Source organism: Pseudomonas sp. CC11G, from assembly GCF_056174845.1.
Genome location: NZ_JBWBZC010000019.1, coordinates 55,688 through 78,403 on the forward strand (window position 1 = coordinate 55,688; position 22,716 = coordinate 78,403).

General features: G+C 61.6%; 15 protein-coding genes and 2 pseudogenes. All 17 read right to left on the minus strand.

The features are described 5' to 3' along the window. Positions 1 to 108 precede the first annotated feature (108 nt). Positions 109 to 1,563, minus strand: coding sequence for a rhomboid family intramembrane serine protease (locus tag AC0V2S_RS20250; RefSeq protein WP_475511284.1), 1,455 nt, complete (start codon positions 1,561 to 1,563; stop codon positions 109 to 111). Positions 1,564 to 1,724: 161 nt separating this feature from the next. Next, positions 1,725 to 2,021, minus strand: coding sequence for a DUF2845 domain-containing protein (locus AC0V2S_RS20255; protein ID WP_475511285.1), 297 nt, complete (start codon positions 2,019 to 2,021; stop codon positions 1,725 to 1,727). A gap of 38 nt (positions 2,022 to 2,059) precedes the next feature. Next, positions 2,060 to 2,371, minus strand: a complete 312-nt coding sequence (locus AC0V2S_RS20260; RefSeq protein ID WP_475511286.1) for a DUF2845 domain-containing protein — start codon at positions 2,369 to 2,371, stop codon at positions 2,060 to 2,062. A 109-nt stretch (positions 2,372 to 2,480) separates the two neighbouring features. Continuing rightward, positions 2,481 to 5,456, minus strand: a complete 2,976-nt coding sequence (locus tag AC0V2S_RS20265) for a DUF748 domain-containing protein (RefSeq protein ID WP_475511287.1) — start codon at positions 5,454 to 5,456, stop codon at positions 2,481 to 2,483. A gap of 107 nt (positions 5,457 to 5,563) precedes the next feature. Further along, positions 5,564 to 6,580, minus strand: coding sequence for a class I SAM-dependent rRNA methyltransferase (locus AC0V2S_RS20270; protein ID WP_475511288.1), 1,017 nt, complete (start codon positions 6,578 to 6,580; stop codon positions 5,564 to 5,566). Between the two features lie 121 nt (positions 6,581 to 6,701). After that, positions 6,702 to 7,883, minus strand: coding sequence for an acetyl-CoA C-acetyltransferase (locus AC0V2S_RS20275; RefSeq protein WP_475511289.1), 1,182 nt, complete (start codon positions 7,881 to 7,883; stop codon positions 6,702 to 6,704). Between the two features lie 100 nt (positions 7,884 to 7,983). Next, positions 7,984 to 8,862 carry an oxygenase MpaB family protein gene (locus tag AC0V2S_RS20280; RefSeq protein ID WP_475511290.1) on the minus strand — a complete coding sequence of 293 codons (879 nt, stop codon included), beginning with the start codon at positions 8,860 to 8,862 and terminating at the stop codon, positions 7,984 to 7,986. Positions 8,863 to 8,913: 51 nt separating this feature from the next. Beyond that, a pseudogene (acs, locus tag AC0V2S_RS20285) lies at positions 8,914 to 10,850 on the minus strand (acetate--CoA ligase). Positions 10,851 to 11,163: 313 nt separating this feature from the next. After that, positions 11,164 to 12,828: a glucose-6-phosphate isomerase gene (pgi, locus tag AC0V2S_RS20290; protein WP_475511291.1), complete on the minus strand. Its 1,665-nt coding sequence runs from the start codon at positions 12,826 to 12,828 to the stop codon at positions 11,164 to 11,166. Positions 12,829 to 13,010: 182 nt separating this feature from the next. Beyond that, the gene (panD, locus tag AC0V2S_RS20295; protein ID WP_271198128.1) at positions 13,011 to 13,391 is read right to left on the minus strand and encodes an aspartate 1-decarboxylase; all 381 of its coding nucleotides are present in this window, start codon (positions 13,389 to 13,391) and stop codon (positions 13,011 to 13,013) included. Positions 13,392 to 13,495: 104 nt separating this feature from the next. After that, positions 13,496 to 14,356, minus strand: a complete 861-nt coding sequence (panC, locus tag AC0V2S_RS20300; protein ID WP_475511292.1) for a pantoate--beta-alanine ligase — start codon at positions 14,354 to 14,356, stop codon at positions 13,496 to 13,498. Then, positions 14,353 to 15,153 (minus strand): 3-methyl-2-oxobutanoate hydroxymethyltransferase, encoded by an 801-nt coding sequence (gene panB / locus AC0V2S_RS20305; protein ID WP_475511293.1) that lies wholly within the window; start codon positions 15,151 to 15,153, stop codon positions 14,353 to 14,355. Before panB ends, panC begins: the two co-directional genes overlap by 4 nt. A 167-nt stretch (positions 15,154 to 15,320) precedes the next feature. Continuing rightward, on the minus strand, positions 15,321 to 15,812 hold the full coding sequence (gene folK, locus AC0V2S_RS20310; protein ID WP_475511294.1) for a 2-amino-4-hydroxy-6-hydroxymethyldihydropteridine diphosphokinase: 492 nt from the start codon (positions 15,810 to 15,812) through the stop codon (positions 15,321 to 15,323). Beyond that, positions 15,812 to 17,208, minus strand: a pseudogene (locus tag AC0V2S_RS20315) (polynucleotide adenylyltransferase PcnB). Before AC0V2S_RS20315 ends, folK begins: the two are co-directional and overlap by 1 nt. A gap of 718 nt (positions 17,209 to 17,926) precedes the next feature. Continuing rightward, entirely contained in the window at positions 17,927 to 19,357 is a 1,431-nt protein-coding gene (locus tag AC0V2S_RS20320) for a sigma-54-dependent transcriptional regulator (protein ID WP_475511295.1), read from the minus strand. Positions 19,358 to 19,361: 4 nt separating this feature from the next. Continuing rightward, positions 19,362 to 22,334 carry a sensor histidine kinase gene (locus tag AC0V2S_RS20325; protein WP_475511296.1) on the minus strand — a complete coding sequence of 991 codons (2,973 nt, stop codon included), beginning with the start codon at positions 22,332 to 22,334 and terminating at the stop codon, positions 19,362 to 19,364. After that, entirely contained in the window at positions 22,318 to 22,494 is a 177-nt protein-coding gene (locus tag AC0V2S_RS20330; RefSeq protein WP_108100001.1) for a hypothetical protein, read from the minus strand. The genes AC0V2S_RS20325 and AC0V2S_RS20330 overlap by 17 nt, the downstream gene beginning before the upstream one ends. Between the last annotated feature and the right edge of the window lie 222 nt (positions 22,495 to 22,716).

Here is a 22,716-nt window from a genome sequence, read left to right on the forward strand (position 1 = left end):
TCCGCGTTCCCCTGTAGGAGCGAGCTTGCTCGCGAACCCTGCAAACGCCATTCGCAACCGAGGTGTGCAGGTTCGCCAGCAAGCTGGCTCCTACGGCCGGCGTTTGGACTACCGGGCAATGTGCCGCTGATAAACCCCCAACTGCTGCGTCTGCTCCGCGTCGGGATAGATAGCGCGCAGAAACTCGTGGAGTTCGCTCACGCTTCTGCGGTCGTCTTGCCGGCCGAGTTGTTTGGCCAGTTGCAGGGTTAGCGCTGGCAGCTGCGGGGGGCGGGCGCGGTTTTGGATGAGTTTGCGCCAGGCGGACAAGGCGCGTGTGCTGTCTTTGGATTGCAGCAACCGCTGCAGCAGGTGCAGTTGCACGGCGGGGTGTTGCAGCAGGGCGAACTGGGCGCTGTCGTCGGCCAGGCGTTGCAGTTGCGGCAGGTTGGCGGTGGCCGGGGGCAGGGCGAAGAATTGTTTGAGGACGGCGCTCAGCAGCACTTTGTCTTCGCGGCTTTTGGCGACGGGGTACAGGCGCTCGATAAGCAGCAGGCGGCCGGGGTAGCGGGTTAGCAAGTCGACGCCACGGCTGGCGGCTTGTTCCAGGTTGAAGTTGCCGATCAGGGTGTCGAGCGATGCGATTTCGCGTTTGAACGGGGCGTCCGAGTCTTCCTTGTTCAGGTAGGCCTCGTCGACTTTCAACCCGCCGATCTGCCGCGGCAGCCACACGGCGAGAAAACCGGCGCCGATGCCGCCGAGGTGGGCGTAGTAGTTGACGTGGTCGTCGGCCAGCAACAGGCCGTAGAGTTCCTTGCCCATCCAGATGGGCAGAATCCACAGCGCCGGCGCACGGAAGTAGCCGAACATCGGCCCCAGCCAGTAGAAGAAGTTGATGCGCCGCAGGCCGTAGATACCCAGGTACATGCCCATCAGGCCGGCAATGGCGCCCGAGGCGCCGATGCCGGTGACCCACACCGGATCCATCACCCACCACAGCAGGTGCGATGCCAGGCCGCTGAGCAGGTACAGGCCGATATACATCGCACCGCCCAGCGCCCGCTCCAGAGCAAAGCCGAAGATAAACAGGAACAGCATATTGCCGGCCAGGTGGCCGAAGTCGGCGTGGAGGAACATCGCGCCGAACAGGCCCTGCACGGTGAATTTGGCTGGAATAAAACCAAAGCGGTAATGGCTCAGTTGATCGCGCGCCGCCTCGGCCTTGGCGCGGGCGGCTTTCCAGTCGGCGTCGTCCTGGTATGCGGCGGTGTAATGCAGGGTGTTTTCGAATTGCAGGTCGGTGAGGATCAGCCGTGACATCGCGGCCCGCGGGGCGGCGGTCAGTGATTTTCGGTCTGCTTCATCCAGCTCGTTGCGGCTGCTGAACGACTCGATAAAAAGCGCCTTCTCACGGTTAAGTAATCCGCCATCCAGGTAGGTTTTGACCGCGACGTCCATCCGCGCGCTGTCGCCGCTCTGGTATCCGAAGTAGATCAGGGTATTGAGCAGAATCAGAATCAGAAGCAGGGTCAGGACGGGTGGTTTTTTCCAGTCCAGGGGATGTTCAGCGGGGATGATCAGCACGTTGTCTTCCGATGACTTTGATTTTGATCTTTGGGCCTCGAGCTTCGGGGCTAGAGCCAGACAAGGCGAAAGCCTTTTTTCAAGCGCAGCGTACTGTAGTACGTGAGCATTTAAAAAAGGCTTTCAACGCCGTATGGCCGACGACCAGAAGCTCGATACGATCAGCCGCGTTTGCTTTCGATCTTGATGAGCCGCCCGCCTTCAAATCGCAGGAAATACATCATTCCGCCTTCACGTGGGCCGTACACCCACTCCTGCACTTCCACTTCGGTGCTGCTCGAGCCGTGTCGGGTTTTTTCGTAACCCACCACGCTGCTGCTGGCCGGAGCGCCGCACTTGGTTTGCACTTCAACGGCACGGTCGCCTTCGCTGGCGATGCCGTTGTCGCAACGCAGGGAGGCGTGGCTGGCGGCGGCGAAAACCATCAGTGGCAGGCAGAGTAAAAACGACTGTTTCATGGCTGGGCATCCTGTCCAGTTTATTGATAGAGGAGCGGTTAGCCGCCCCGTTTGGAATCGATATCGACCAGGCGATTGCCTTCAAAACGCAGGTAGTAGTACATGCCGTTGCGCGGGCCGTACGCCCACTCTTCAACCATGACTTCGCTGCGTTCGCCGTAATAGCCGTAGATCACTTTGTTGCCGAGCATGCTGCGACTCAGCGGCGTGCCGCACTTGCTTTCCACTTCGCTGGTGCGGTCGTCCATGCTGATCAGGGCGCTGCCGCAACGCAGCGTCGCCGAGGCGAATACGTTGCCGCAGAGAATCAGGCCAAGCAGGGAGAGGACGTATAGCGAAGGGGTTTTCACGAGGGCGGTCCGTGGGCGATGTAGGCAATAGGCTACGCCAGTGTATCGTCTCTGTCACACAGCAGAACGCCGCCGAGAGCCCCAGTGCAGAGGCGCTCGGCGGTGTTGCTCACTCGCTATCTAGGTTCAGTGGCGAGGCAACGCGGCCGTTGCTTTCGGCTTCGCCGAGGCTGACGTCAACCATGTAGATGCGCTCATCGGCCAGGCCGCCTTTGCTCACCAGGTAATGCTTGATGGCGGCGGCGCGAGCCTGGGCCAATTTGCGCAGCAGGACTTCGTTATTGCTCCAGTTGGCGAGGATGTCGGCGCGCAGTTTGGCGGTGCGTTCGTCGTCGCTGAGCTGTTTCCATTCTTCCGGCGGCTGTTTCTTCAGACGGGTGCGGTAGATGCCTTCGAGCATCGGCGGCTGTTCGTCTTCCGGTACTTCCAGCATGCCGGCCTTGGCCGGCACTTTGTCGCCGCGACGTTGCAGCATCTTGTAGTAGATGTACTGGTATTCGCGGTGCAGACGCTGTTCGGCCAGCAGCGGCCCATCGGCTTTCGCGGCGCTCAAACCTTCCACTTCCAGGCGCAGGTTGGGGCGTTGTTTCAGGGCTTCGGCCAGGGTGTTCAGGCCGCCTTCGGCTTGGCTGTCGAGCGTGTTGGCGCCGGCGGCAAATTGCACCGTGCTGATATCCACATCCGAGCCACCGGATACCAACCCGGCAATAAATTTGAACGGTGCTGACACCGCGCGCAGCACCAGATTGCGCAGGGTTTGCCACACGATCGGCATCACGCTGAATTGCGGATTGTTGAGGTCGCCGGATACCGGCAACTCCAGCTGGATCTTGCCGTCGGTGTCCTTGAGCAGCGCCACCGCCAGGCGAATCGGCAGGTCGACGGCATCCGGGCTGTCCACTTGTTCACCCAGTTGCAGTTTTTCCACCACCAGCTTGTTCTCGGCGTTCAGCTGGCCTTTTTCGATGCGGTAATGCAGGTCGAGGTTGATCCGCCCTTTGCGGATTCGGTAGCCGGCGAACTTGCCGGAATAGGGCGTCAGGGTGGTCAGTTCTACGTGCTTGAAGCTGGTGGTCAGGTCCAGCGCATCCAGCGGTTCGAACGGGTTGAGGCTGCCGACGATACTCACCGGCGCATACCGATCCACCTTGCCCTTGATATCCACCTTGGCCGCCTGCGGCTTGCGGTTGTCGAGCGTGCCGATCTGGCCGTTGAGCTGTTGAATAGCTGTGCCGAAGTTGGGCTTGAGGCTGAAGTCGGCAAAGTTGGCCGAGCCGTCATCGATGTTGATGCCGCCAATATGAATGCCCAGCGGTTTGCCGGCCGGGGCGGGTTTGGCGTTGGGCTCGGCTGGCTGAGGAATAACCAGGTCACTGACGTTGGTGCTGCGGTCTTCGTTGATCATAAAGCGCGCATAGGGCTGGGCCAGGCTGACCTTCTCAATCGACAGGCTGTCGCCGTGCTGATAATTCAGGCCGTCGAGGGTCAGCTGTTTCCACTTCACGAAGTCGCGGCTTTTCAGGGTGTCCAGGGTGTGCAGCTGGTTCACCTGGGCGCGGCCGGTCACGCTGAACGCCAGCGGTTCGGTACTTTTCAGGTTGACGGCCAGGTCGCTGCCCAGCAGGCCGCTACGTAGCTCGATACGAGCGAAGGGCTCCAGATAGGACTGCGCCACCCGCAGGTCGATGTCCTGAGTGGTTACCTTCAATTGCGCATTCACCGGGTTGAGATTCACCTGTCCGGCTGCGGTGATTTTGCCTTGCTTGCCCAGGCCGGTATCGAGCTTGAGGGTAAAGGGCGAGCCGTTGAGGCTGTCGAATTTTTCCAGGTCCAGGTTCAGCGGGCCGACTTCCAGCGCCACCGGGTCCTTCGGCACGCGGTCGGCCAGGTGGATGCGGTAGCCACGCAACTGCGTGTCCTGCAGCAGCACCTGCCAGGGTTTGGCCGGCTCGGTGGGCGCCGGCACTTGCTGGGCGGCCACCACATTTGGGTCGGTGGGCGGCGTCGGCGCCGGCGCTTCGGTGCCTTCAGGCTGCTCGGCAACCGGGGTGGGCGCCGGTTCGACTTTTTTGCTGACCGGTTTGCTGGCGAACAGTTTTTGCCAATCCAGCTGGCCATCCTTCTCGCGCGCCGCCCAGGTTTCCAGGTTCTGGCTGCGGATTTTGCCGATGGTGACCAGTTGCTTGGCCAGGTCCAGCGAGGTTTCGCTGACTTCCAGCCGTTCCAGGTTGACCAGCGGGCGGTCGTCGACGGTCTTGATGGCAAACGGGGCGACGGTGATTGCAGCGTTGGTCAGCAGCAACTGGGTGCCCTGGCTCAGGTCCAGGCTGTAATCGGTGCTAAGGCTCAACATGCCTTTTTCCAACACCAGCGGCACGGCGTCGCGCACGTATGGCCAGAAGGCTTTCATATTGCCGTCAGTGATTTTCAGCTGACCGCTGGAGGTGATCGGCGACAGGCTGACCTTGCCGGCCCAGTCCACTTGCCCGCCGTACGGCCCTTTGGCCACCAGGCTCATATCGGCATTGTCTTCGGGCAGCGTGCTGAGGTGTTTGAGCTCCAGGTTCAACGAGTCGTACACGAACTGCACGGGCTCGCTGGGGCGCAGATCGGCGAACTGCAGCGCGCCTTCAATCAGCTGCAAGCGGTCCAGGCGCAGGGGGAAAGGTTTGGCGTTGGGATCTTTGACCTCCGGCTCGGGGCTGGCCGGCAGCTTGAACAATTGGGTCAGATTCAGCGTGCCGTCTTTACTGAATTGCACCGCCGTCTGGGATTTTTCCAGCTCAACATCAGCCAAGTGCAGGGCGCCGGTCCATAGGCTGTCCAGTTGCAGGTTGGCGTACAGGCGCTGAAAACCGATCTGGTCGGCCGCCGGTTCGCCGATATGCAGGCCCCAGGCGCTGACCTCCAGGCTGAACGGGTTGAGTTCCAGGCGCTCGAGCTTGGCCGGCACGGTGGCCATGGCTGCCAATTGCTGGTTGGCGATACGCAGGGCAATGCCCGGCAGAATCAGAAAGCCCAGCAGGCAGTACAAACCAAGGGCAATCAGCAGGGCGCCAACGGCGCGTTTCAATCCTTTGGGCATGGCGACGCTTCAACTTTCCTGGCAAGAAGTGGCTTGGAGTATGGCACGCGTCTGAGGTTCGGCACGTGCCCCAAGTTTCCTTTGTAGGGCGTGAAGCAGTGTTGCTTTTAGAACTGCAGAATCAGCGTCTTCAACGGCGGGCGGCCATCGCTGGACGGAAAGTCCACCGCCGGCGGCATCACTTGCCACTCACGCACCGGCCGGCCGAGCTTGTCGGCGCAGCGCAAGACCTGCTCGCGCCAGTCTTCCATGGCGACTTTGGCGAGGTTGTTACAGCAGATCAGCACGCCATCGTCGGCGGTGGTGAGAATCGCCGGTTTCAGCAGGCTCTGGTAATCGCGCAGCAGGTCGACGGTGCCAAAGGCGCTTTTGGCCCAGGCCGGCGGATCGAGCAGCACCAGGTCGTATTGCCGTTGTTCCAGGCGCTCATAGCTGGGCAGTTTTTGCCCGCGGCGCTGGGTGATTGGCAGGCCGGCCAGTTGGCGAATGGCGGGGAAGTAGTCGGACTGAATGAACTGCATCGGCGCGAGTTCGGGGTTAAGCGCGCCGTTTTCCTTGCCGACCGCCAGATTGCCCTCGGCGAAATCCAGATTGCACACTTCGCTGGCACCGCCCGCCGCCGCACTCAGGCCGACGCCACAGGTGTAGGCAAACAGGTTAAGCACGCTCTTGCCGGCGCTGTGGTCTTTGACCCAGCCGCGGGCTGTACGCAGGTCGAGAAACAGCAGTGGGTCTTGCCCGGCATGCCGACCGCGTACGCGGTAATTCAGGCCCCATTCGTGGCCGATCATATCCACCAATGCCTCGGGACCTGCCTGGTACACCGCATCGCTGCGGTCGATACGCGAGTTTGTGCCGGAGCGGTCGTTGTAAACCAGCAACAGGTCGAGGTTCAGCTCGGTGTTGATCAGCGCATGGGCTGCCAGCAGGGCATCGCGTTCCAGCGGGGTGTGAAAGCTTTGCACCAGCAGTTGCGGGCCATAGCGGTCGATGGTCAGGCCCGAGGCGCCTTCCTGGCTGCCGTGGAACAGGCGGTAGCAGTCGGTGCCTTGGCCGTGCAGTTCAGCCAGCAGCGGCTGACGGGAGAGGAGGGCGGCGCGCAGCGCCTGATCGAGAGAAGACATGCGCGCCGGCTCGGGAAAGAAGGGCGCGCAGTTTACCACCGGCAGTTGTGGGAGAGGCTTCAGCCTCGAGCTTTTGATTTTAAGCATCGAGGCTGAAGCCTCTCCCACAACATCAACAGCGTTAAGGGCGTTCCAGCGCTAGGGCTACACCTTGGCCGCCGCCGATGCACAGGGTGGCGAGGCCTTTCTTGGCATCACGCTTGATCATCTCGTGCAGCAAGGTCACCAACACGCGGCAGCCTGACGCGCCGATCGGGTGGCCGATGGCGATGGCGCCGCCGTTGACGTTCACTTTGCTGGCGTCCCAACCGAGTTCCTTACCCACCGACAACGCTTGCGCGGCAAAGGCTTCGTTGGCTTCGATCAGGTCGAGCTGGTCGAGGGTCCAGCCGGCTTTTTCCAGGCAGCGTTTGGTGGCCGAGACCGGGCCGATGCCCATGATGGCCGGGTCTACACCGGCGTTGGCGTAGGCCGCGATTTTGGCCAGAACTGGCAGGCCCAAAGCCTTGGCTTTTTCGGCGCTCATCAGGATTACGGCAGCTGCGCCGTCGTTGAGGCTGGACGCGTTGCCGGCGGTGACGGTGCCGTCTTTTTTGAACGCGGGTTTCAGTTTGGCCAATGCTTCAGCGGTGGTGCCGGCACGCGGTTGCTCGTCGGTGGCGAAGGCAATCGGATCACCTTTGCGCTGCGGAATCAGGATCGGGGTGATCTCATCCTTGAAGCGCCCGCCTTCGATAGCGGCTACGGCTTTCTGCTGCGAACCGGCAGCAAACGCGTCTTGCGCTTCGCGGCTGATCTCGTACTTATCCACCAGGTTCTCGGCGGTGATGCCCATGTGGTAGTCGTTGAACGCATCCCACAGGCCGTCGGTGATCATGCTGTCGATCACCTGCGCGTGGCCCATGCGCAGGCCAGTGCGGGCGCCCGGCATCACATACGGCGAGAGGCTCATGTTTTCCTGGCCGCCGGCAATGATCACGTCGGCATCGCCGCAGCGAATCGCTTGTGCGCCGAGGTGCAGGGCTTTGAGGCCGGAGCCGCAGACTTTATTCAAGGTCAGCGCCGGCACGGCCACTGGCAGGCCAGCCTTGATGGCAGCTTGGCGAGCGGGGTTTTGACCGGCGCCGGCGGTGAGCACTTGGCCCAGGATCACCTCATCCACTTCTGCGCCATTTAGGCCGGTTTGTTCCAGCAGCGCGCGGATTACGGCAGCGCCCAGATCAACGGCCGGAATATTGGCGAGCGAGCCTTGGAAACTGCCGACGGCGGTACGGGTGGCGGCAACGATTACGACGTCTTGCATGGCGCGAAACCTCATCTGAGCAGGGCGCGGCCAGGCCGCGGCGGGCGGTTATGGTGGCACAGGGTACGCGTTGCGACCACACGCAGGACTGACTGGTGGGTCAGCGCAGTGCGGGCAAACCCATGCGTTTGCGCGCCCGGTGATAGGCGCCGCTGCGCACGGCCCAACGCAGTAGCGGCGCGCTGCGTTTGACGCCGCTGCGGATCAGCAGGCGCTGGCGCTCGGACAATTCCAGCCCCAGCATCCCTGCCGCCCAGTGCGGTAACAGGTCGACCCCGGCGCGCATCATCAGTGCACCGAAGGGCTTGGCCACAGCACTAGGAGCCGGGGCGTTGAACAGCACCTCCATGATCTCGAGGCTGCGTTCATCGCAGAGCAACTGCGGGCGAATGCCGTCCAGGTAATCGGCCACTTCCTGGCAACTGCGCGGCACGCCGGTAGCGCCGAGGCGTTCGGCGATCAGAGCAATTTCGGCGTAGTAGCGGTCTTGCTCGCCCACCGATAAATCCGGGTTGCAGTAGCGCAGGTGCGCCGCGAGAAAGCTGCTGACTTCGGCCACATGCACCCAGGTCAGCAGCGCCGGGTCGCTGGCGGCATAGGGGCGGCCATCTTTGGCGGTGCCGGTCACTTGCAGGTGAATGGTGCGCACCTTGTCGATCAGCCAGTTGGCGTCTTTGGCCGAGCCGTAGGTGGTGCCGGAAATAAACTGACCGGTGCGGCGCAGGCGGCCGAGCAGGTCCTGGCGAAAATTCGAGTGGTCCCACACGCCGGCCAATGCCAGGGGGTGCAGGGCTTGTAGCAGCAGGGCGCTGATGCCGCCGATCATCATGCTGGTGAAGTCGCCATGCACGCGCCAGCACACGGCGTCGGGGCCAAACAGGCCGGGGTCGCCGGGTGGTTGTTCAAAGTCGATTTGGCCGAGCGCCAAGCCGGTAAGGCTCAGCACTTGGCGTTCGATACGCTGGCGGAGAAATTCCATCGGTGGCTCAAGTCAGGCCCGGCGCCGTGCCAGCAGCGCCGGACGTGCGGGCTAACGGTTCAGGCGGTTATCGATCAGGCTGTCTACCACGGACGGGTCGGCCAGGGTCGAGGTGTCGCCCAGGCTGTCCAGTTCGTTGCAGGCAATCTTGCGCAGAATGCGCCGCATGATTTTCCCCGAGCGGGTTTTTGGCAAGCCCGGCGCCCATTGCAGCAGCTCCGGTTTGGCGAAGCTGCCGATTTCCTTGCCGACCAGGGCCAGCAGCTCTTTCTGCAGTTCGTCGCTGACCTCAATGCCCTGCATCAGCGTGACAAACGCATAAATGCCCTGGCCTTTGACGTCATGGGGATAACCCACCACCGCCGCTTCGGCCACGGCGTCGTGCAGCACCAGGGCGCTTCCACTTCGGCCGTGCCGATACGGTGGCCGGAGACGTTGATCACATCGTCGATACGTCCGGTGATCCAGTAGTCACCGTCAGCATCGCGGCGCGCGCCGTCGCCGGAGAAGTAGTAACCGGGGTACGGCTTGAAGTAGGTGTCGATCATGCGTTGGTGATCGCCGTACACGCTGCGGATCTGGCTCGGCCAGCTGGCCTTCATCACCAACACACCCGAGCCGGCGCCGTCGATTTCCTTGCTTTGCTCGTCAAGTAGCGCCGGCTGTACACCGAAGAACGGCTTGGTCGCCGAGCCGGGTTTGAGCACCGTGGCGCCGGGCAGCGGGGTGAGCATGATGCCGCCGGTTTCGGTCTGCCACCAGGTATCGACGATGGGGCAGCGGCACTCGCCGACCACATTGAAATACCACTCCCAGGCTTCCGGGTTGATCGGCTCGCCCACGGAACCGAGCAGGCGCAGGCTGGCGCGGGAGGTTTTTTCCACTGGCGCCGAGCCTTCGCGCATCAGTGCGCGCAGGGCGGTCGGTGCGGTGTAGAAGATGTTCACTTCGTGCTTGTCGATGACCTGCCAGAAGCGCGAGCTGTCCGGGTAGTTGGGCACGCCCTCGAACACCAGCGTGGTCGCGCCATTGGCCAGCGGGCCGTAGACGATATAGCTGTGGCCGGTCACCCAGCCGACGTCGGCGGTGCACCAGTAGATATCGCCTTCGTGGTAGTCGAACACGTACTTGTGGGTCATGGCCGCCATCAGCAGGTAGCCGCCGGTGGTGTGCAGCACGCCTTTGGGTTTGCCGGTGGAGCCGGAGGTGTAGAGGATGAAGAGCGGGTCTTCGGCGTCCATTGGCTCGGGCGGGCAGTCGCTTTCAGCGGCGCTGACGGCTTCGTGGTACCAGAGGTCGCGGCCCTCCTTCCAGGCCACATCGCCTTCGGTGCGTTGCACCACCACTACGGTGGAGACGGCCGGGCAACTTTCCAGGGCCTTGTCGACGTTGCTCTTCAACGGCACGTATTTGCCGCCGCGCACGCCTTCATCGGCGGTGATCACGGTGCGGCAGTCGGCATCCAGAATGCGGTCACGCAGGGCGTCGGGAGAAAACCCGCCGAACACCACCGAATGCACCGCACCAATGCGCGCGCAGGCCAGCATGGCGTAGGTGGCTTCCGGCACCATCGGCATATAGATGCACACCCGGTCGCCCTTCTGCACGCCACGGCTTTTCAGCACATTGGCCAGGCGGCTGACATGGTGGTGGAGTTTTTTGTAGGTGATATGCGCCGATTCGCTGGGGTTGTCGCCTTCCCAGATGATGGCAACCTGGTCGCCACGCTTTTCCAGATGACGGTCGATGCAGTTGTAACTGACGTTGAGTTTGCCGTCCTTGAACCAGGTGGCGTGCCCGGTGCGCATATCGCCGTGGTACACGCTGCGCCAGGGCTGAAACCAGTCGAGAAAGGCCTTGGCCTGCTCGCCCCAGAACTCTTCGGGCTTCTCGATGGATTGCTGGTACAGACGCTGGTAACCCGCGTTGTCGAGCCAGGCGCGCTCACGCACGGCATCGGCTACCGGGTGGTCGGAGATCTTGAACATGGCGGAGTCCTTGTTTTTGTTAACCGCTAGTTATGACCGCTGAATGTAGGAAACGGTGAAGCTAAAGATAGAGCGCTAGGGTGCACTCTAGGTGGCGAGGGGTACAACCCCTCGGAATGCGGGTGGAAAACGATGCGTTTGATCTCGGGATGTCCGCCTCCCACAACTCAAGATCGAGCGAGCTAGGTGTGGCAATCCTGGTCAGGCCGAACAAAAAAGGGTTTTGAAGCGCAGTGGGCTGTAGCCCATGAGCATTCAAAACCCTTTTTTAACGCAGCCACGCCGACGCGCAGCCGATCGTTTAGCTAACAAATCAACCGCGGTGACGGGCTCGGAAATAGTCGATGAGACCTTGGGTGGATGCATCTTCGGCAGGCTGCTCGTTACCGCCAGTAAGGCGCTGATAAACGCCTTTGCCGAGCTCTTTACCCAGCTCCACACCCCACTGGTCAAAGGCGTTGATGCCCCAGACCACGCTCTGCACGAACACCTTGTGCTCATACAACGCCACCAAGCCGCCCAGACGACGAGGGCTGATACGTTCCATGGCCAGGGTGTTGCTCGGGCGGTTGCCGGGAATGACTTTGTGCGGCGCCAGGCGCTCGACTTCGTCTTCCGGCAGGCCTTTGCTGCGCAGCTCGGTTTCGGCTTCGTCGCGGGTTTTACCCAGCATCAGCGCCTGGCTCTGCGACAGGCAGTTCGCGTACAGCCATTGGTGGTGGTCGGCTACTGGGTTGTAGCTGACGACCGGCACGATAAAGTCGGCCGGAATCAGTTGGGTGCCTTGGTGCAGCAACTGGTGGTAGGCGTGCTGGCCGTTACAGCCCACACCACCCCAGATAACCGGGCCAGTTTCGCAGGTAACGGCGCTGCCGTCCTGGCGCACGCTCTTGCCGTTGGATTCCATATCCAGCTGTTGCAGGTGCTTGGTGATGTTGCGCAGGTAGTGGTCGTACGGCAGGATCGCGTGGCTTTGCGCGTCCCAGAAATTGCCGTACCACACGCCGAGCAGGGCCAGCAGCACCGGCATGTTCTTCTCGAACGGCGCGGTCTGGAAATGCTGGTCCATGCTGTAGGCGCCGGAGAGCAGCTCCTTGAAGTTGGCCATGCCGATGGCCAGGGCAATCGGCAAACCGATGGCCGACCACAGCGAGTAACGGCCGCCGACCCAGTCCCACATCGGGAAGATGTTTTCTTCGCGGATACCGAAGGCCACCGCTGCATCGCGGTTGCTGGAAACGGCGATGAAGTGTTTGTACAGATCACCTTCCGAACCGCCCTGCGCCAGGTACCAGCTGCGTGCGGCCTGGGCGTTTTTCAGGGTTTCGAGGGTGTTGAAGGATTTCGACGAGACGATAAACAGGGTGGTCTCGGCCTTCAGTCCTTCGGACAGCTCGTGGAATTCACTGCCGTCGATGTTGGCCAGGTAGTGGCAGCGCACGCCGCGCTGCGCGTAGGGCAGCAGCGCTTCGGAAACCAGCTGCGGGCCGAGGAACGAGCCACCGATACCGATGTTCACCACGTCGGTGATCGGCTTTTCGGTGTAGCCGCGCCATAGGCCGTTGTGAATGCGAGTGACCAACTCGGTCATCTGGTTGAGCACGCGGTGCACATCGGGCATCACGTTCACGCCGTTCACCGACAGGCGCTCACCCACCGGGCGACGCAGCGCGGTGTGCAGCGCCGGGCGGCCTTCCGAGGCGTTTACCAGGGTGCCGTTGACCATCTCGCTGATGGCGTCCTTGAGGCCGACTTCTTCAGCCAGCTTCACCAGCAGGTCGCGGGTTTCGCCGGTGATCAGGTTTTTCGAGTAATCGAGAAACAGGCCGCAACTGCTTAGGGAAAATTCGCTGAAGCGTTTGTCGTCGGAGTTAAAGGCTTCGCGCATGCTGAAATCTTGCATGGCTTCACGGTGCTGGCGTAATGCCTGCCAGGCCGGCAAGGAGGTAACGTCGAGGGGGTGTTCGTAGTACGCCATAGCCTGCAAATTCCTTTCTGACTAACGTGAGAAACCTATGACCATTAAAAAGCCCGGACGGCTCCGGGCTTTTATCTTAGCGGGTAACGCCGCCGCCGCTGTCACGTACGGTCACAGCGGTTTTCGTGCCAACTGCTGGCGACGGTGCCAAGCCTGCGCAGCGGCGCATCATAGCGACCTTGTTACGCGACTTGAACAGGTATGGCATCGCTGGTGTGGCTGAGTTCATTACCGGGTGCCATATAGAGCATCTTCGGTTTGAAATTTAACAGCTCGGCTTCGCTGTAGTGAGCATAGGCGCAGATGATGACCCGATGCCCGACGTGCGCTTTGTGCGCCGCAGCGCCGTTGACCGAGATAATGCGCGAGCCTTCTTCGCCACGGATGGCGTAGGTGGTGAAGCGTTCGCCGTTATCGACGTTGTAGATCTGGATCTGTTCGTACTCACGGATGCCGGCCAGGTCCAGCCACTCGCCGTCGATGGCGCAGGAACCTTCGTAGTCGAGCACCGCGTGGGTTACTTCGGCGCGGTGCAGTTTGGCCTTGAGCATAATGGCGTGCATATCAACTCCTCGATAAAGAGCCTGGCAGGGCTAAGCGGCGGCGCCTGTTGTTATTGGAGGGGCGCCGCGGGGTTATTGATTGTTGAAGGGGTTACCGGCGCCGTTCAGGCGCCTTCGGGCAGGTCGACGATGATGTTGTCGATCAGACGCGTGGTGCCGACGAACAGCGCCACCAGAATCACCAGATGACGGTCGTCTTCGCTGACCGCCCGCAGGTTGTCGGCGCGGCGCACTTCCAGGTAATCCATGCGAAAGCCGGCGGCTTCGAGCTGCTGCTTGCCTTCGGCAATCAGCGCGGCGTAATCACGAGCGCCGGCTTTGATGGCGGTGGCCATCTGGTGCAGGCATTGGTAGATGGCCGGCACGCTGGTGCGCTGGGTCGCGTCTAGATAGCCGTTGCGCGAGGACAGCGCCAGGCCGTCTTCGGCGCGCACTGTGGGCTCGCCGATGATCTGGATTGGCATATTGAGATCGCGCACCAGGGTGCGGATCACGGCCAGTTGCTGGTAGTCCTTCTGGCCGAAAATGGCGATATCAGGCTGCACCATCTGGAACAGCTTGGTGACCACGGTGGACACCCCGTCGAAATGCCCGGGGCGGCTGCCGCCACACAAACCTTCAGAAACGCCGGACACGTGCACGATGGTCTGCGCGGCCATGCCGTCGGGGTACATCTCTTCCACGCTCGGGGCGAACAGCAGTTTGCAGCCGGCCTCGATCAGCCGCTCTTTATCGGCCGCCAGGGTGCGCGGGTAGCCTTCCAGGTCTTCTTTAGGGCCGAACTGCAGCGGGTTGACGAAAATGCTGGCGACGACGAAGTCGACCCGTTGCGCAGCCTTTTCCACCAGCGCGGCGTGGCCGTCGTGCAGATTGCCCATGGTCGGCACCAGGCCGACATCTTTGCCCTCGGCACGCGCCTGGGCGACAGCGGCGCGTAGCTCGCGGACGGTGGTAACCGTGTTCATGCAGAGAATCCGTGTTCAGCGGCAGGGAAAGAAGCATCTTTGACCGCCGCGACGTAAGCGCTGATGGCGCCGTCGATGCTGGTCTGGCCAACCATGAAGTTCTTCACGAACTTGGGCATGCGGCCGGTGAGCGACAGGCCGAGCATGTCGTGCAACACCAGCACCTGGCCGTCGGTGGCGTTACCGGCACCAATGCCGATGACCGGAATTTTTACCGCGTCGGTAATTTCGGCGGCCAGTTCGCTCGGTACACATTCCAGCAGCAGCATGGCCGCGCCGGCTTGCTCCAGAGCGATGGCGTCGCTGCGCAGCTGACGCGCCTGGGCTTCATTGCGGCCCTGCACTTTATAGCCACCGAGCACGTTCACCGATTGCGGCGTTAGGCCCATGTGGATGCAGGTGGGCACGCCGTTCTCGGCCAGACGGCGAACGATGTCGGACAGGAACGCGCCGCCTTCGAGTTTCACCATATGGGCGCCGGCCTGCATCACGGCAGCGCTGTTCACCAAGGCTTGTTCGAGGGTGGCGTAAGCCATAAAGGGCAGGTCGGTAACGATAAAGGCACCACGATTGCCGCGTTTTACGCAGGCGGTGTGGTAAGCCATGTCCGCAACGCTGACCGGCAGGGTGCTGTCATGGCCTTGCACGACCATGCCCAGGGAATCCCCGACCAGCAGAACTTCCACGCCAGCCTTGGCGGCGACGGAAGCGAAGGTGGCATCGTAGGCAGTGAGCATGACGATTTTCTCGCCTTTCTGATTCAGCTCTTGCAGGGTGCTCAGGGTAACGTCAGGCATCATATTGGTCCTCTTAGAGCCTCGCGCGCACCGGCGCGGGGCAACGGGACGCCTATAGTCGTGATGCGAAAGGGCGAAGTCAATTGCAGGTGTTACCGACTTGTTACTGGCGTTACCGCCAATGCCACATTTGTAGTTTTACTACCTGAGCCCAGCAACCATGCCGCTTACAGCGAAGCGGGCAGACGTTCCAGGCCCTCGAAGGGGCATGCGGCAAGCAAGTCGGGAAGGCGGCGCCCATCGGCCAGGGTCAATTGCGGGGCCAGTTCGGCGAGCGGGTAGAGGACGAACGGCCGTGCGTGCATATGGTAGTGCGGCACCTGCAAACGCGGTTCGTTGAGCAGGCGCTGGCCGAAGGCGAGGATGTCCAGATCGAGCGTGCGCGGGCCCCAGCGTTCGGCTTTGCGTTCGCGGCCTTGTTCGAGTTCGATGGTTTGCAAGGCGTCGAGCAGTTGCAGCGGCTCGAGGCCGGTATCCAGCGCTGCCACGGCATTCACATAGCGCGGCTGGTCGGCGGGGCCGAGCGGGTCGCTGCTATAGAAGGAAGAGTGCTGCGCGAGTGAGGTTTGCGGCAACTGTGCCAGCGCCGCCAGGGCGCCGCGCAGTTGCTGCAGGGGTTCGGCCAGGTTGCTACCGAGGCCGATATACACGCGTTCCATCAGTCTTGCGCCGGGCTCGGCGCTGCACCGCGTTTGCGGTTACCGCCACGGCGACGTTTGCGTGGCGCGCTGCCGCTGTCGTCGGGGTTGGCGGCGAGCTCGCGGATCATGGCGCGGCGTTCGCTGTCAGTGCAGTCCTGATAGTCGGTCCACCAGTCGCCCAGGCCATTGGTCTGCTCGCCGGCGCTTTCACGCAACAGCAGGAAGTCGTAGCCAGCGCGGAAACGTGGGTTTTCCAGCAGCAGGTCGGCGCGCTTGCCGCTGCGCCGTGGCAGGCGTTCCTGCATATCCCAGATTTCACGGATTGGAATGGTGAAACGCTTCGGTACGGCGATGCGTTGGCATTGCTCGGCGATCAGTTCGTGGGCGGCTTCCTGCATTGCCGGAATCGGCGGCATGCCACGGTCTTGCAGCTTGATCACACGGGCCGGCAGGGCAGGCCAGAGCAGGGCGGCGAACAGGAAAGCAGGTGTTACCGGCTTGCCGTCTTCGATGCGCTGGTCGGTGTTGATCAGCGCCTGGCTGATCAGGTTGTAGGCGTATTCAGGGCTCGCCTTGAGGGCGGCGGCGCTGGCCGGGAACAGCGGTTCGAACAGGTCGTACTCGAGCAGCAGCTCGAATACGTGCTCGGCGTAACCGGAAAGGAACAGCTTGAGCACTTCATCGAACAGGCGCGCCGAAGGAATATCACGGAGCATCTTGGCCAGGCGCGGAATCGGCTCGGCGCTGTGGCTTTCGATTTCGAAGTCGAGCTTGGCGGCAAAGCGCACGGCACGCAGCATGCGCACCGGGTCTTCGAGGTAACGCTTTTCCGGATCGCCGATCAGGCGCACCTGGCGGTTACGGATGTCGTGCATGCCGCGCGCGTAATCGAGAATGCGCTCGCCGGTAACATCGAAGTACAGGGCATTATGGTGAAGTCGCGGCGCTGGGCGTCGTCCTCCAGGCTGCCGTACACGTTGTCACGCAGGATGCGGCCGCTTTCGTTGCGCGAAGACTGGTTGCTGTCTTCGTCTTCCTCGCTCACCGGGTGGTTGGCGCGGAAGGTGGCCACTTCAATGATTTCGCGGCCGAAGTGCACGTGCACCAGCTTGAACCGGCGACCGATCACCCGCGCATTGCGGAACTCGGCGCGCACTTGCTCAGGGGTGGCACTCGTGGCGACGTCGAAGTCTTTGGGTTCGATATCCAGCAGCAGGTCGCGTACACAACCACCGACCAGGTACGCCTGGTAACCGGCGTTTTGCAGGCGTTCGACGATGCTCACCGCATAGCGACTGATATGCGCGCGGCGCAACGGGTGCTGGTGACTGGTCACCACTTCGGGGGTGCTGCGCGGATGCTGCTTGGCGCGGCGCAATGGGGAACGTAAGGACTGGAACAGCTTTTTCAGCATGGGATGCACTGTTTGACGGAATGATCGGCCAGAAAAGGAAATGACCGCATGATGGCTGCGGATTCTAGCATTGTGTCGGGGGATGGTGTAGGACGCTGCGAAAGAGGGGTGAAGCGAGGGGTGGAAGGTGTTACCGGAGGGTGGTAGCGAAAGCTACTGGGGGAGCCGAAGCTCCCCCCCAAGTAGGTGCGTGCTTTATTTTTATTATTATGTCGGGCTTGTTGTTTTTGTTTGTTGACCCGTTCCGTCGGCCTAGTGGCCTCAGGAAAAACCCCCAATTCGAGGGTTAATGGCAAACGGATTGCTTTGGATGCTGATGTAGCCATGATCATTCGATCCAACCAGTTCGGGCTCTGCCTAGTAGCAGTCTTGTTGTTCTCAGCCTGGTCGCGGGGCGAACCCCAAAAGCCATTCCTCTCCAAAAGAATCAGTTAGCTGCGCCTCCCGCGATTTTGTTTTTGTTGTGCTGGAGTCGGTACGTCTTATTTTTATTGTCTTTGGTGGTGCTTGTTATTGTTGTTGTACCAAGCATATAGCAGGAGCCGTGCCAGTTTTTGTGAATCCTTATAAAACAAGGGCTTAGCTGGTTTGGCTGTGTCAGGGTAGGTACAAAAAAGCCGGATTTCCGTTACCGTAAGACCCGGCTTTGTTACGTGATATTGGTGAGGTAACAAAGTGTGGCGACTCGCCGCGCACATTCTTTGTTACCACGCGGCTGTCAACCTTCGACCGTCGCGCCGGTTTTGCGCCGTGGAATGCCCAGGCGCTGACGACGTTCCCACAGACATTTGCGGCTGATGCCCAATTTGCGCGCCAGCTCGGTTTCGGTCATGTGGTCTTGGTGCTCGAGTACGAAGTGCTGGAAGTAGTCTTCCAGGCTCAAGTCTTCGGTCGGCTCGTGGGCGTTGTTACTGGTGTGGGTGAGGGGTGCGCCGAGGAAGTCGCCGTCTTCCAGGTCGTCCAGCTCTATATCGATGCCCAGCAATTCCGCGGAAATATCCGAGCCTTCGCACAGGATCACGGCGCGCTCGATGGCGTTTTCCAGCTCGCGCACGTTACCCGGCCAGGTGTAATGCCGGATGGCCTGTTCGGCGTCGGGGGCGAAGCGCAGGTCGGTGCGGCCCATCTTGGCCGATTGGCGGGTGAGGAACAGCGCGGCAATTTCACTGACGTCAGCGCCACGCTCGCGCAGGGCGGGCAGCTTCAGGGCGATAACGTGCAGGCGGTAGAAAAGGTCTTCACGGAACTGGCCGGTTTTGGCCAGGGTTTTCAGGTCGCGGTGGGTAGCGGCGATCAGGCGGACATCCACCTTCTGCGACTGTACCGAACCGACGCGGCGAATCTCGCCTTCCTGCAGCACGCGCAGCAAGCGCGCTTGCGCCTCCAGCGGCAGCTCACCAATTTCATCGAGGAATAACGTGCCGCCGTCGGCCGCTTCCACCAGACCAGCACGGCCGGCGCTGGCGCCGGTGAACGCGCCTTTTTCGTGGCCGAACAGTTCGGACTCGATCAGGGTTTCCGGAATGGCCGCGCAGTTCACCGAAATCATCGGGGCCTTGGCGCGCTTGGAGAGGTTGTGCAGGGCACGGGCCACCAGTTCTTTACCGGTACCGGACTCGCCTTGAACCAGCACGGTGGAATCGGTGGGGGCGACTTTGCGAATTTTGCTGTACAGCTCCTGCATCGAGGGGCTGGAGCCGATGATACCGATCTCGCCGTTACTGTTACCGGCGACAGTTTTGTCACCGGCGCGGCTGCCATTGCTGGTGCTGGCGGCGGCCGATGCGGGTTTGTTGTCTTGGCGATCACGCAGGATGCGCGCCACGGCCTGGAGCATTTCGTCGTGGTCGAAGGGTTTGGCGATGTAATCCACCGCGCCCATTTTCATGGAATCGACCGCCGAGCGCAGGCTGGCGTAGCTGGTCATGATCAGCACCGGAATGCCCTGACCGAGCTTGATCAGCTCGGTGCCTGGCGCACCCGGCAGACGCAGATCGCTGACGATCAGGTCAAAGCTGGGAATGCTGAAACGTTCCTGCGCCTCCTGCACGGAGCCGGCTTCGCTGACTTCGTACTGGTTGCGCTCCAACAGGCGGCGCAGGGCGGAACGGATAATGGTCTCGTCTTCGACGATCAGAATATGTGGCATGAATTCAGCTCTCTCGACGATCTCTGGTCACTACGGACGTCGCTTCGACATGTCGCGGTAACGTTACCCGAATCCGGGTTCCGCGTTGTAGCTCCGGGTCTGCCGGGCTGTCGATGGTTATTTGCCCATAATGCTCTTCCACGATGGAATAGACCAGAGCGAGGCCCAGGCCGGTTCCTTCGCCCGGGTCTTTGGTAGTAAAGAAGGGTTCGAACAGGCGGTCCATGATCGCTTTGGGAATTCCGGTCCCTTCATCTTCGACGATCAAATCCACGGTCTGTTCGCTCGCTTCGCTTTTCACTCGGATGGCGCCGCGCGGCGGCGAGGCATCACGGGCGTTGGACAGCAGATTGATCAGCACTTGCGCCAAACGCTGCGGATCGCCCACGGCCCAGTGGTCCGGGTCGCATAAATTGAAGAACTGCACTTCCATCGTACGGCGGTTCAGGGCTAACAGGCCGATCGCGTCCTGCGCCACTTCGGCCAAACACACCGGCTCTTCAGACTGCTGGTGCGCGCCGGCATGAGCGAAGCTCATCAGCGACTGCACGATGCGCGACACGCGTTTGGTCTGTTCGATGATTTGGCTGCTGATCTCCGCCAGCTCAGGGTCGGTCTCGCGTTCTTCGCGCAGGTTCTGCGCCAGGCACGCGATGCCGGTGATCGGGTTGCCGATTTCATGAGCGACACCGGCGGCCAGGCGGCCAATGCTGGCCAGGCGCTCGGAGTGCACGAGTTTGTCTTCGAGCATCTGCGTTTCAGTGAGGTCTTCGACCAGTAACACCAGGCCTGTGTTACCGGGCGCCAACGGCTCGTCGATGGCGGCTTTGTGCAGGTTGAGCCAACGAATCTGACCGTCGAGGGCCAGGCGCTGTTTGTGCTGGTGCTCGTCGGGCAGATTGATAAAGCCTTCGAGCAGCGCCTTCCACGGTTCGCCAATCGCCGACAGCCGCGAGCCGACCACGCGGTGGGCGACGATACCGGTGAGGTCTTCCATCGCCCGGTTCCACATCAGAATTTCCTGATCCTTGGCCAGCGAGCACACGCCCATCGGCAGCTCTTGCAGCGTTTGCCGGTGGTAACGGCGCAGCGCGTCGAGCTCGGCGGCCAGGCCCGTCAGGCGCGAGTGGTAGTCTTCCAGGCGGTTTTCGATGAAGTGAATGTCTTCGGTCACGTAGCTTTCGCTGCCGGATTTATACGGCAGGAACGTCTCGACAATATCCTGCGCCACGCTCGGCCCCATCAGGCCAGAGAGGTTGGCCTCAATGCGGTCGCGCAAGCGGCGCAGGGCATACGGGCGGCTCTCATCGAACGGCAGGTGCAGGTCACGCAATGCCTGTTCCACTTCCCGCTGCGCGGTTTTCGCGCCCAGCGGTTTGGCCAGTTGGGTCGCGAACTCTTGCGGCGAGGAGGCCAACAGCTCTCGACGTTGCGGACGCCGCACGTTATCCACTGCACAGGCCTCGGCGGCGCTTTCTTCTTCCGGGCTGGATTCGGTAAACAGCGAAACCAACGTAAACACCAGCACGTTGGCCGCCAAGGAGGCGATGGCCGCCAGGTGCCAGCTGGTGTCGTCGAGGACATAGACGAAGTTGAACAGCGGGATATAAATGCCCTGCACGTTACCAATCAGCGGTAACAGCATGCTCGCGGTCCACACCGAAATGCCCACCAGCAGCCCGGCGATAAAGCCTTTGCGGTTGGCGGTCGGCCAGTACAGAACGGACAGCACGCCCGGCAGGAACTGCAGGGTGGCCACGAAAGCCACGATGCCGAGGTTGGCCAGATCCTGTTCGGCACCGAGCAATAGATAGAAGCCGTAGCCGGCGGCGATGATCGCGATGATCAGCGCGCGGCGCGTCCACTTCAGCCAGCGGTAGATATTGCCCTGGGCTGGCGGCTGGTACAGCGGTAACACCAGGTGATTGAGCGCCATGCCCGAAAGTGCCAGGGTGGTAACGATGATCAGACCGCTGGAGGCCGATAGCCCGCCCACATAGGCGAGTAGCGCCAAGGTGTCGTTATTCACCGCAATTCCGATGCCGAGGGTGAAGTATTCAGGGTTGGTAGTGGCGCCCAGTTTCAGCCCGGCCCAGAGAATCAGCGGTACCGTCAGGCTCAGCAGCAGGAGAAACAGCGGCAGGCCCCAACTGGCGCTGACCATGGCGCGCGGGTTGAGGTTTTCCGTGAAAGTCATGTGATACATGTGCGGCATCACGATGGCCGAGGCGAAGAAGATCAGCAGCAGCGTGCGCCACGGCCCTTCTTGCAATGGCGTGTGCAGCGCAGCGAGGGTCGCCTGGTTTTGCAGCAGCCACAGTTCCAGTTCATGCGGGCCGCCGAATACGCCGTACAAGGCGTACAGCGCGATACCGCCGAGGGCGACCATTTTCACGATCGACTCGAAGGCGATAGCAAACACCAGCCCTTCGTTCTTGCCACGCGTGGCGATGTGCCGGGCGCCAAACAGAATGGTGAACAGCGTGATCAACGCGCAGTAACTCAGCGCCACCCGCTCATGCACCGGCTCGCGGGTAAGGATGCCGATGGAGTCGGCCACCGCCTGGAATTGCAGGGCCAGCAGCGGCAACACGCCGATCAGCATAAACAAGGTGGTGAGTGCGCCGGCCCAGGTGCTGCGAAAGCGGAAGGCAAACAGGTCAGCCAGTGAGGAGAGTTGATACGTGCGGGTTATGCGCAGAATCGGGTAGAGCAGCACCGGCGCCAGCAGAAAGGCGCCGGATACCCCGAGGTAGCTGGCGAGAAAGCCGAACCCGTACTGATAGGCCAGACCGACCGTGCCGTAGAAAGCCCAGGCACTGGCATACACACCAAGGGACAAGGTGTAGGTCAGCGGGTGCGAGACGACCCAGCGCGGAATGATGCCGCGCTCGGCGATCCAGGCCACGCCGAACAGTACAAGAAGGTAGGCAGCGCTGATCAGGATCAGCTGACTCAGGCTAAAGCTCGTCAGCATCACGTCCGCTCTGCAAGATAAAGGTCACCACGATAAGGATCAGCCACAGCAGGTACGGCCGGTACCAGGCGCCGGTCGGGTCGATCCACCAGTCCATGATGGCCGGGGAGAAGAGATAAATCCCCACCACCAGAAGTAAGACCAATCGGTAGATGTACATGCCGTTTCTCGTGGTTGGCGAGCGGGGATGGTAACGGAATGGCAACAAGGGCTGGAAGCGTTGGCGAAGGTAATACCGCCAAATTGTGGGGCCTTCACGAGTCTGGATCCCTGCCTTCGCAGGGATGACGGAGAACTGGTTCAAGACATCCGTCATCCCTGCGAAGGCAGGGATCCACCGGACTGGCGACCTAGAATGGAGGGGAATATAAAACAGTGCGAG

What these genes read in the sequence shown, in the direction of transcription:
- AC0V2S_RS20255 (WP_475511285.1), bottom strand. Translation starts at nt 2,021, where the DNA reads ATGAAACAGTCGTTTTTACTCTGCCTGCCACTGATGGTTTTCGCCGCC.
- AC0V2S_RS20330 (WP_108100001.1), bottom strand. Translation starts at nt 22,494, where the DNA reads ATGTACATCTACCGATTGGTCTTACTTCTGGTGGTGGGGATTTATCTC.
- AC0V2S_RS20265 (WP_475511287.1), bottom strand. Translation starts at nt 5,456, where the DNA reads ATGCCCAAAGGATTGAAACGCGCCGTTGGCGCCCTGCTGATTGCCCTT.
- AC0V2S_RS20280 (WP_475511290.1), bottom strand. Translation starts at nt 8,862, where the DNA reads ATGGAATTTCTCCGCCAGCGTATCGAACGCCAAGTGCTGAGCCTTACC.
- panD (WP_271198128.1), bottom strand. Translation starts at nt 13,391, where the DNA reads ATGCACGCCATTATGCTCAAGGCCAAACTGCACCGCGCCGAAGTAACC.
- AC0V2S_RS20325 (WP_475511296.1), bottom strand. Translation starts at nt 22,334, where the DNA reads ATGCTGACGAGCTTTAGCCTGAGTCAGCTGATCCTGATCAGCGCTGCC.
- folK (WP_475511294.1), bottom strand. Translation starts at nt 15,812, where the DNA reads ATGGAACGCGTGTATATCGGCCTCGGTAGCAACCTGGCCGAACCCCTG.
- panC (WP_475511292.1), bottom strand. Translation starts at nt 14,356, where the DNA reads ATGAACACGGTTACCACCGTCCGCGAGCTACGCGCCGCTGTCGCCCAG.
- AC0V2S_RS20320 (WP_475511295.1), bottom strand. Translation starts at nt 19,357, where the DNA reads ATGCCACATATTCTGATCGTCGAAGACGAGACCATTATCCGTTCCGCC.
- pgi (WP_475511291.1), bottom strand. Translation starts at nt 12,828, where the DNA reads ATGGCGTACTACGAACACCCCCTCGACGTTACCTCCTTGCCGGCCTGG.
- AC0V2S_RS20270 (WP_475511288.1), bottom strand. Translation starts at nt 6,580, where the DNA reads ATGTCTTCTCTCGATCAGGCGCTGCGCGCCGCCCTCCTCTCCCGTCAG.
- panB (WP_475511293.1), bottom strand. Translation starts at nt 15,153, where the DNA reads ATGCCTGACGTTACCCTGAGCACCCTGCAAGAGCTGAATCAGAAAGGC.
- AC0V2S_RS20275 (WP_475511289.1), bottom strand. Translation starts at nt 7,883, where the DNA reads ATGCAAGACGTCGTAATCGTTGCCGCCACCCGTACCGCCGTCGGCAGT.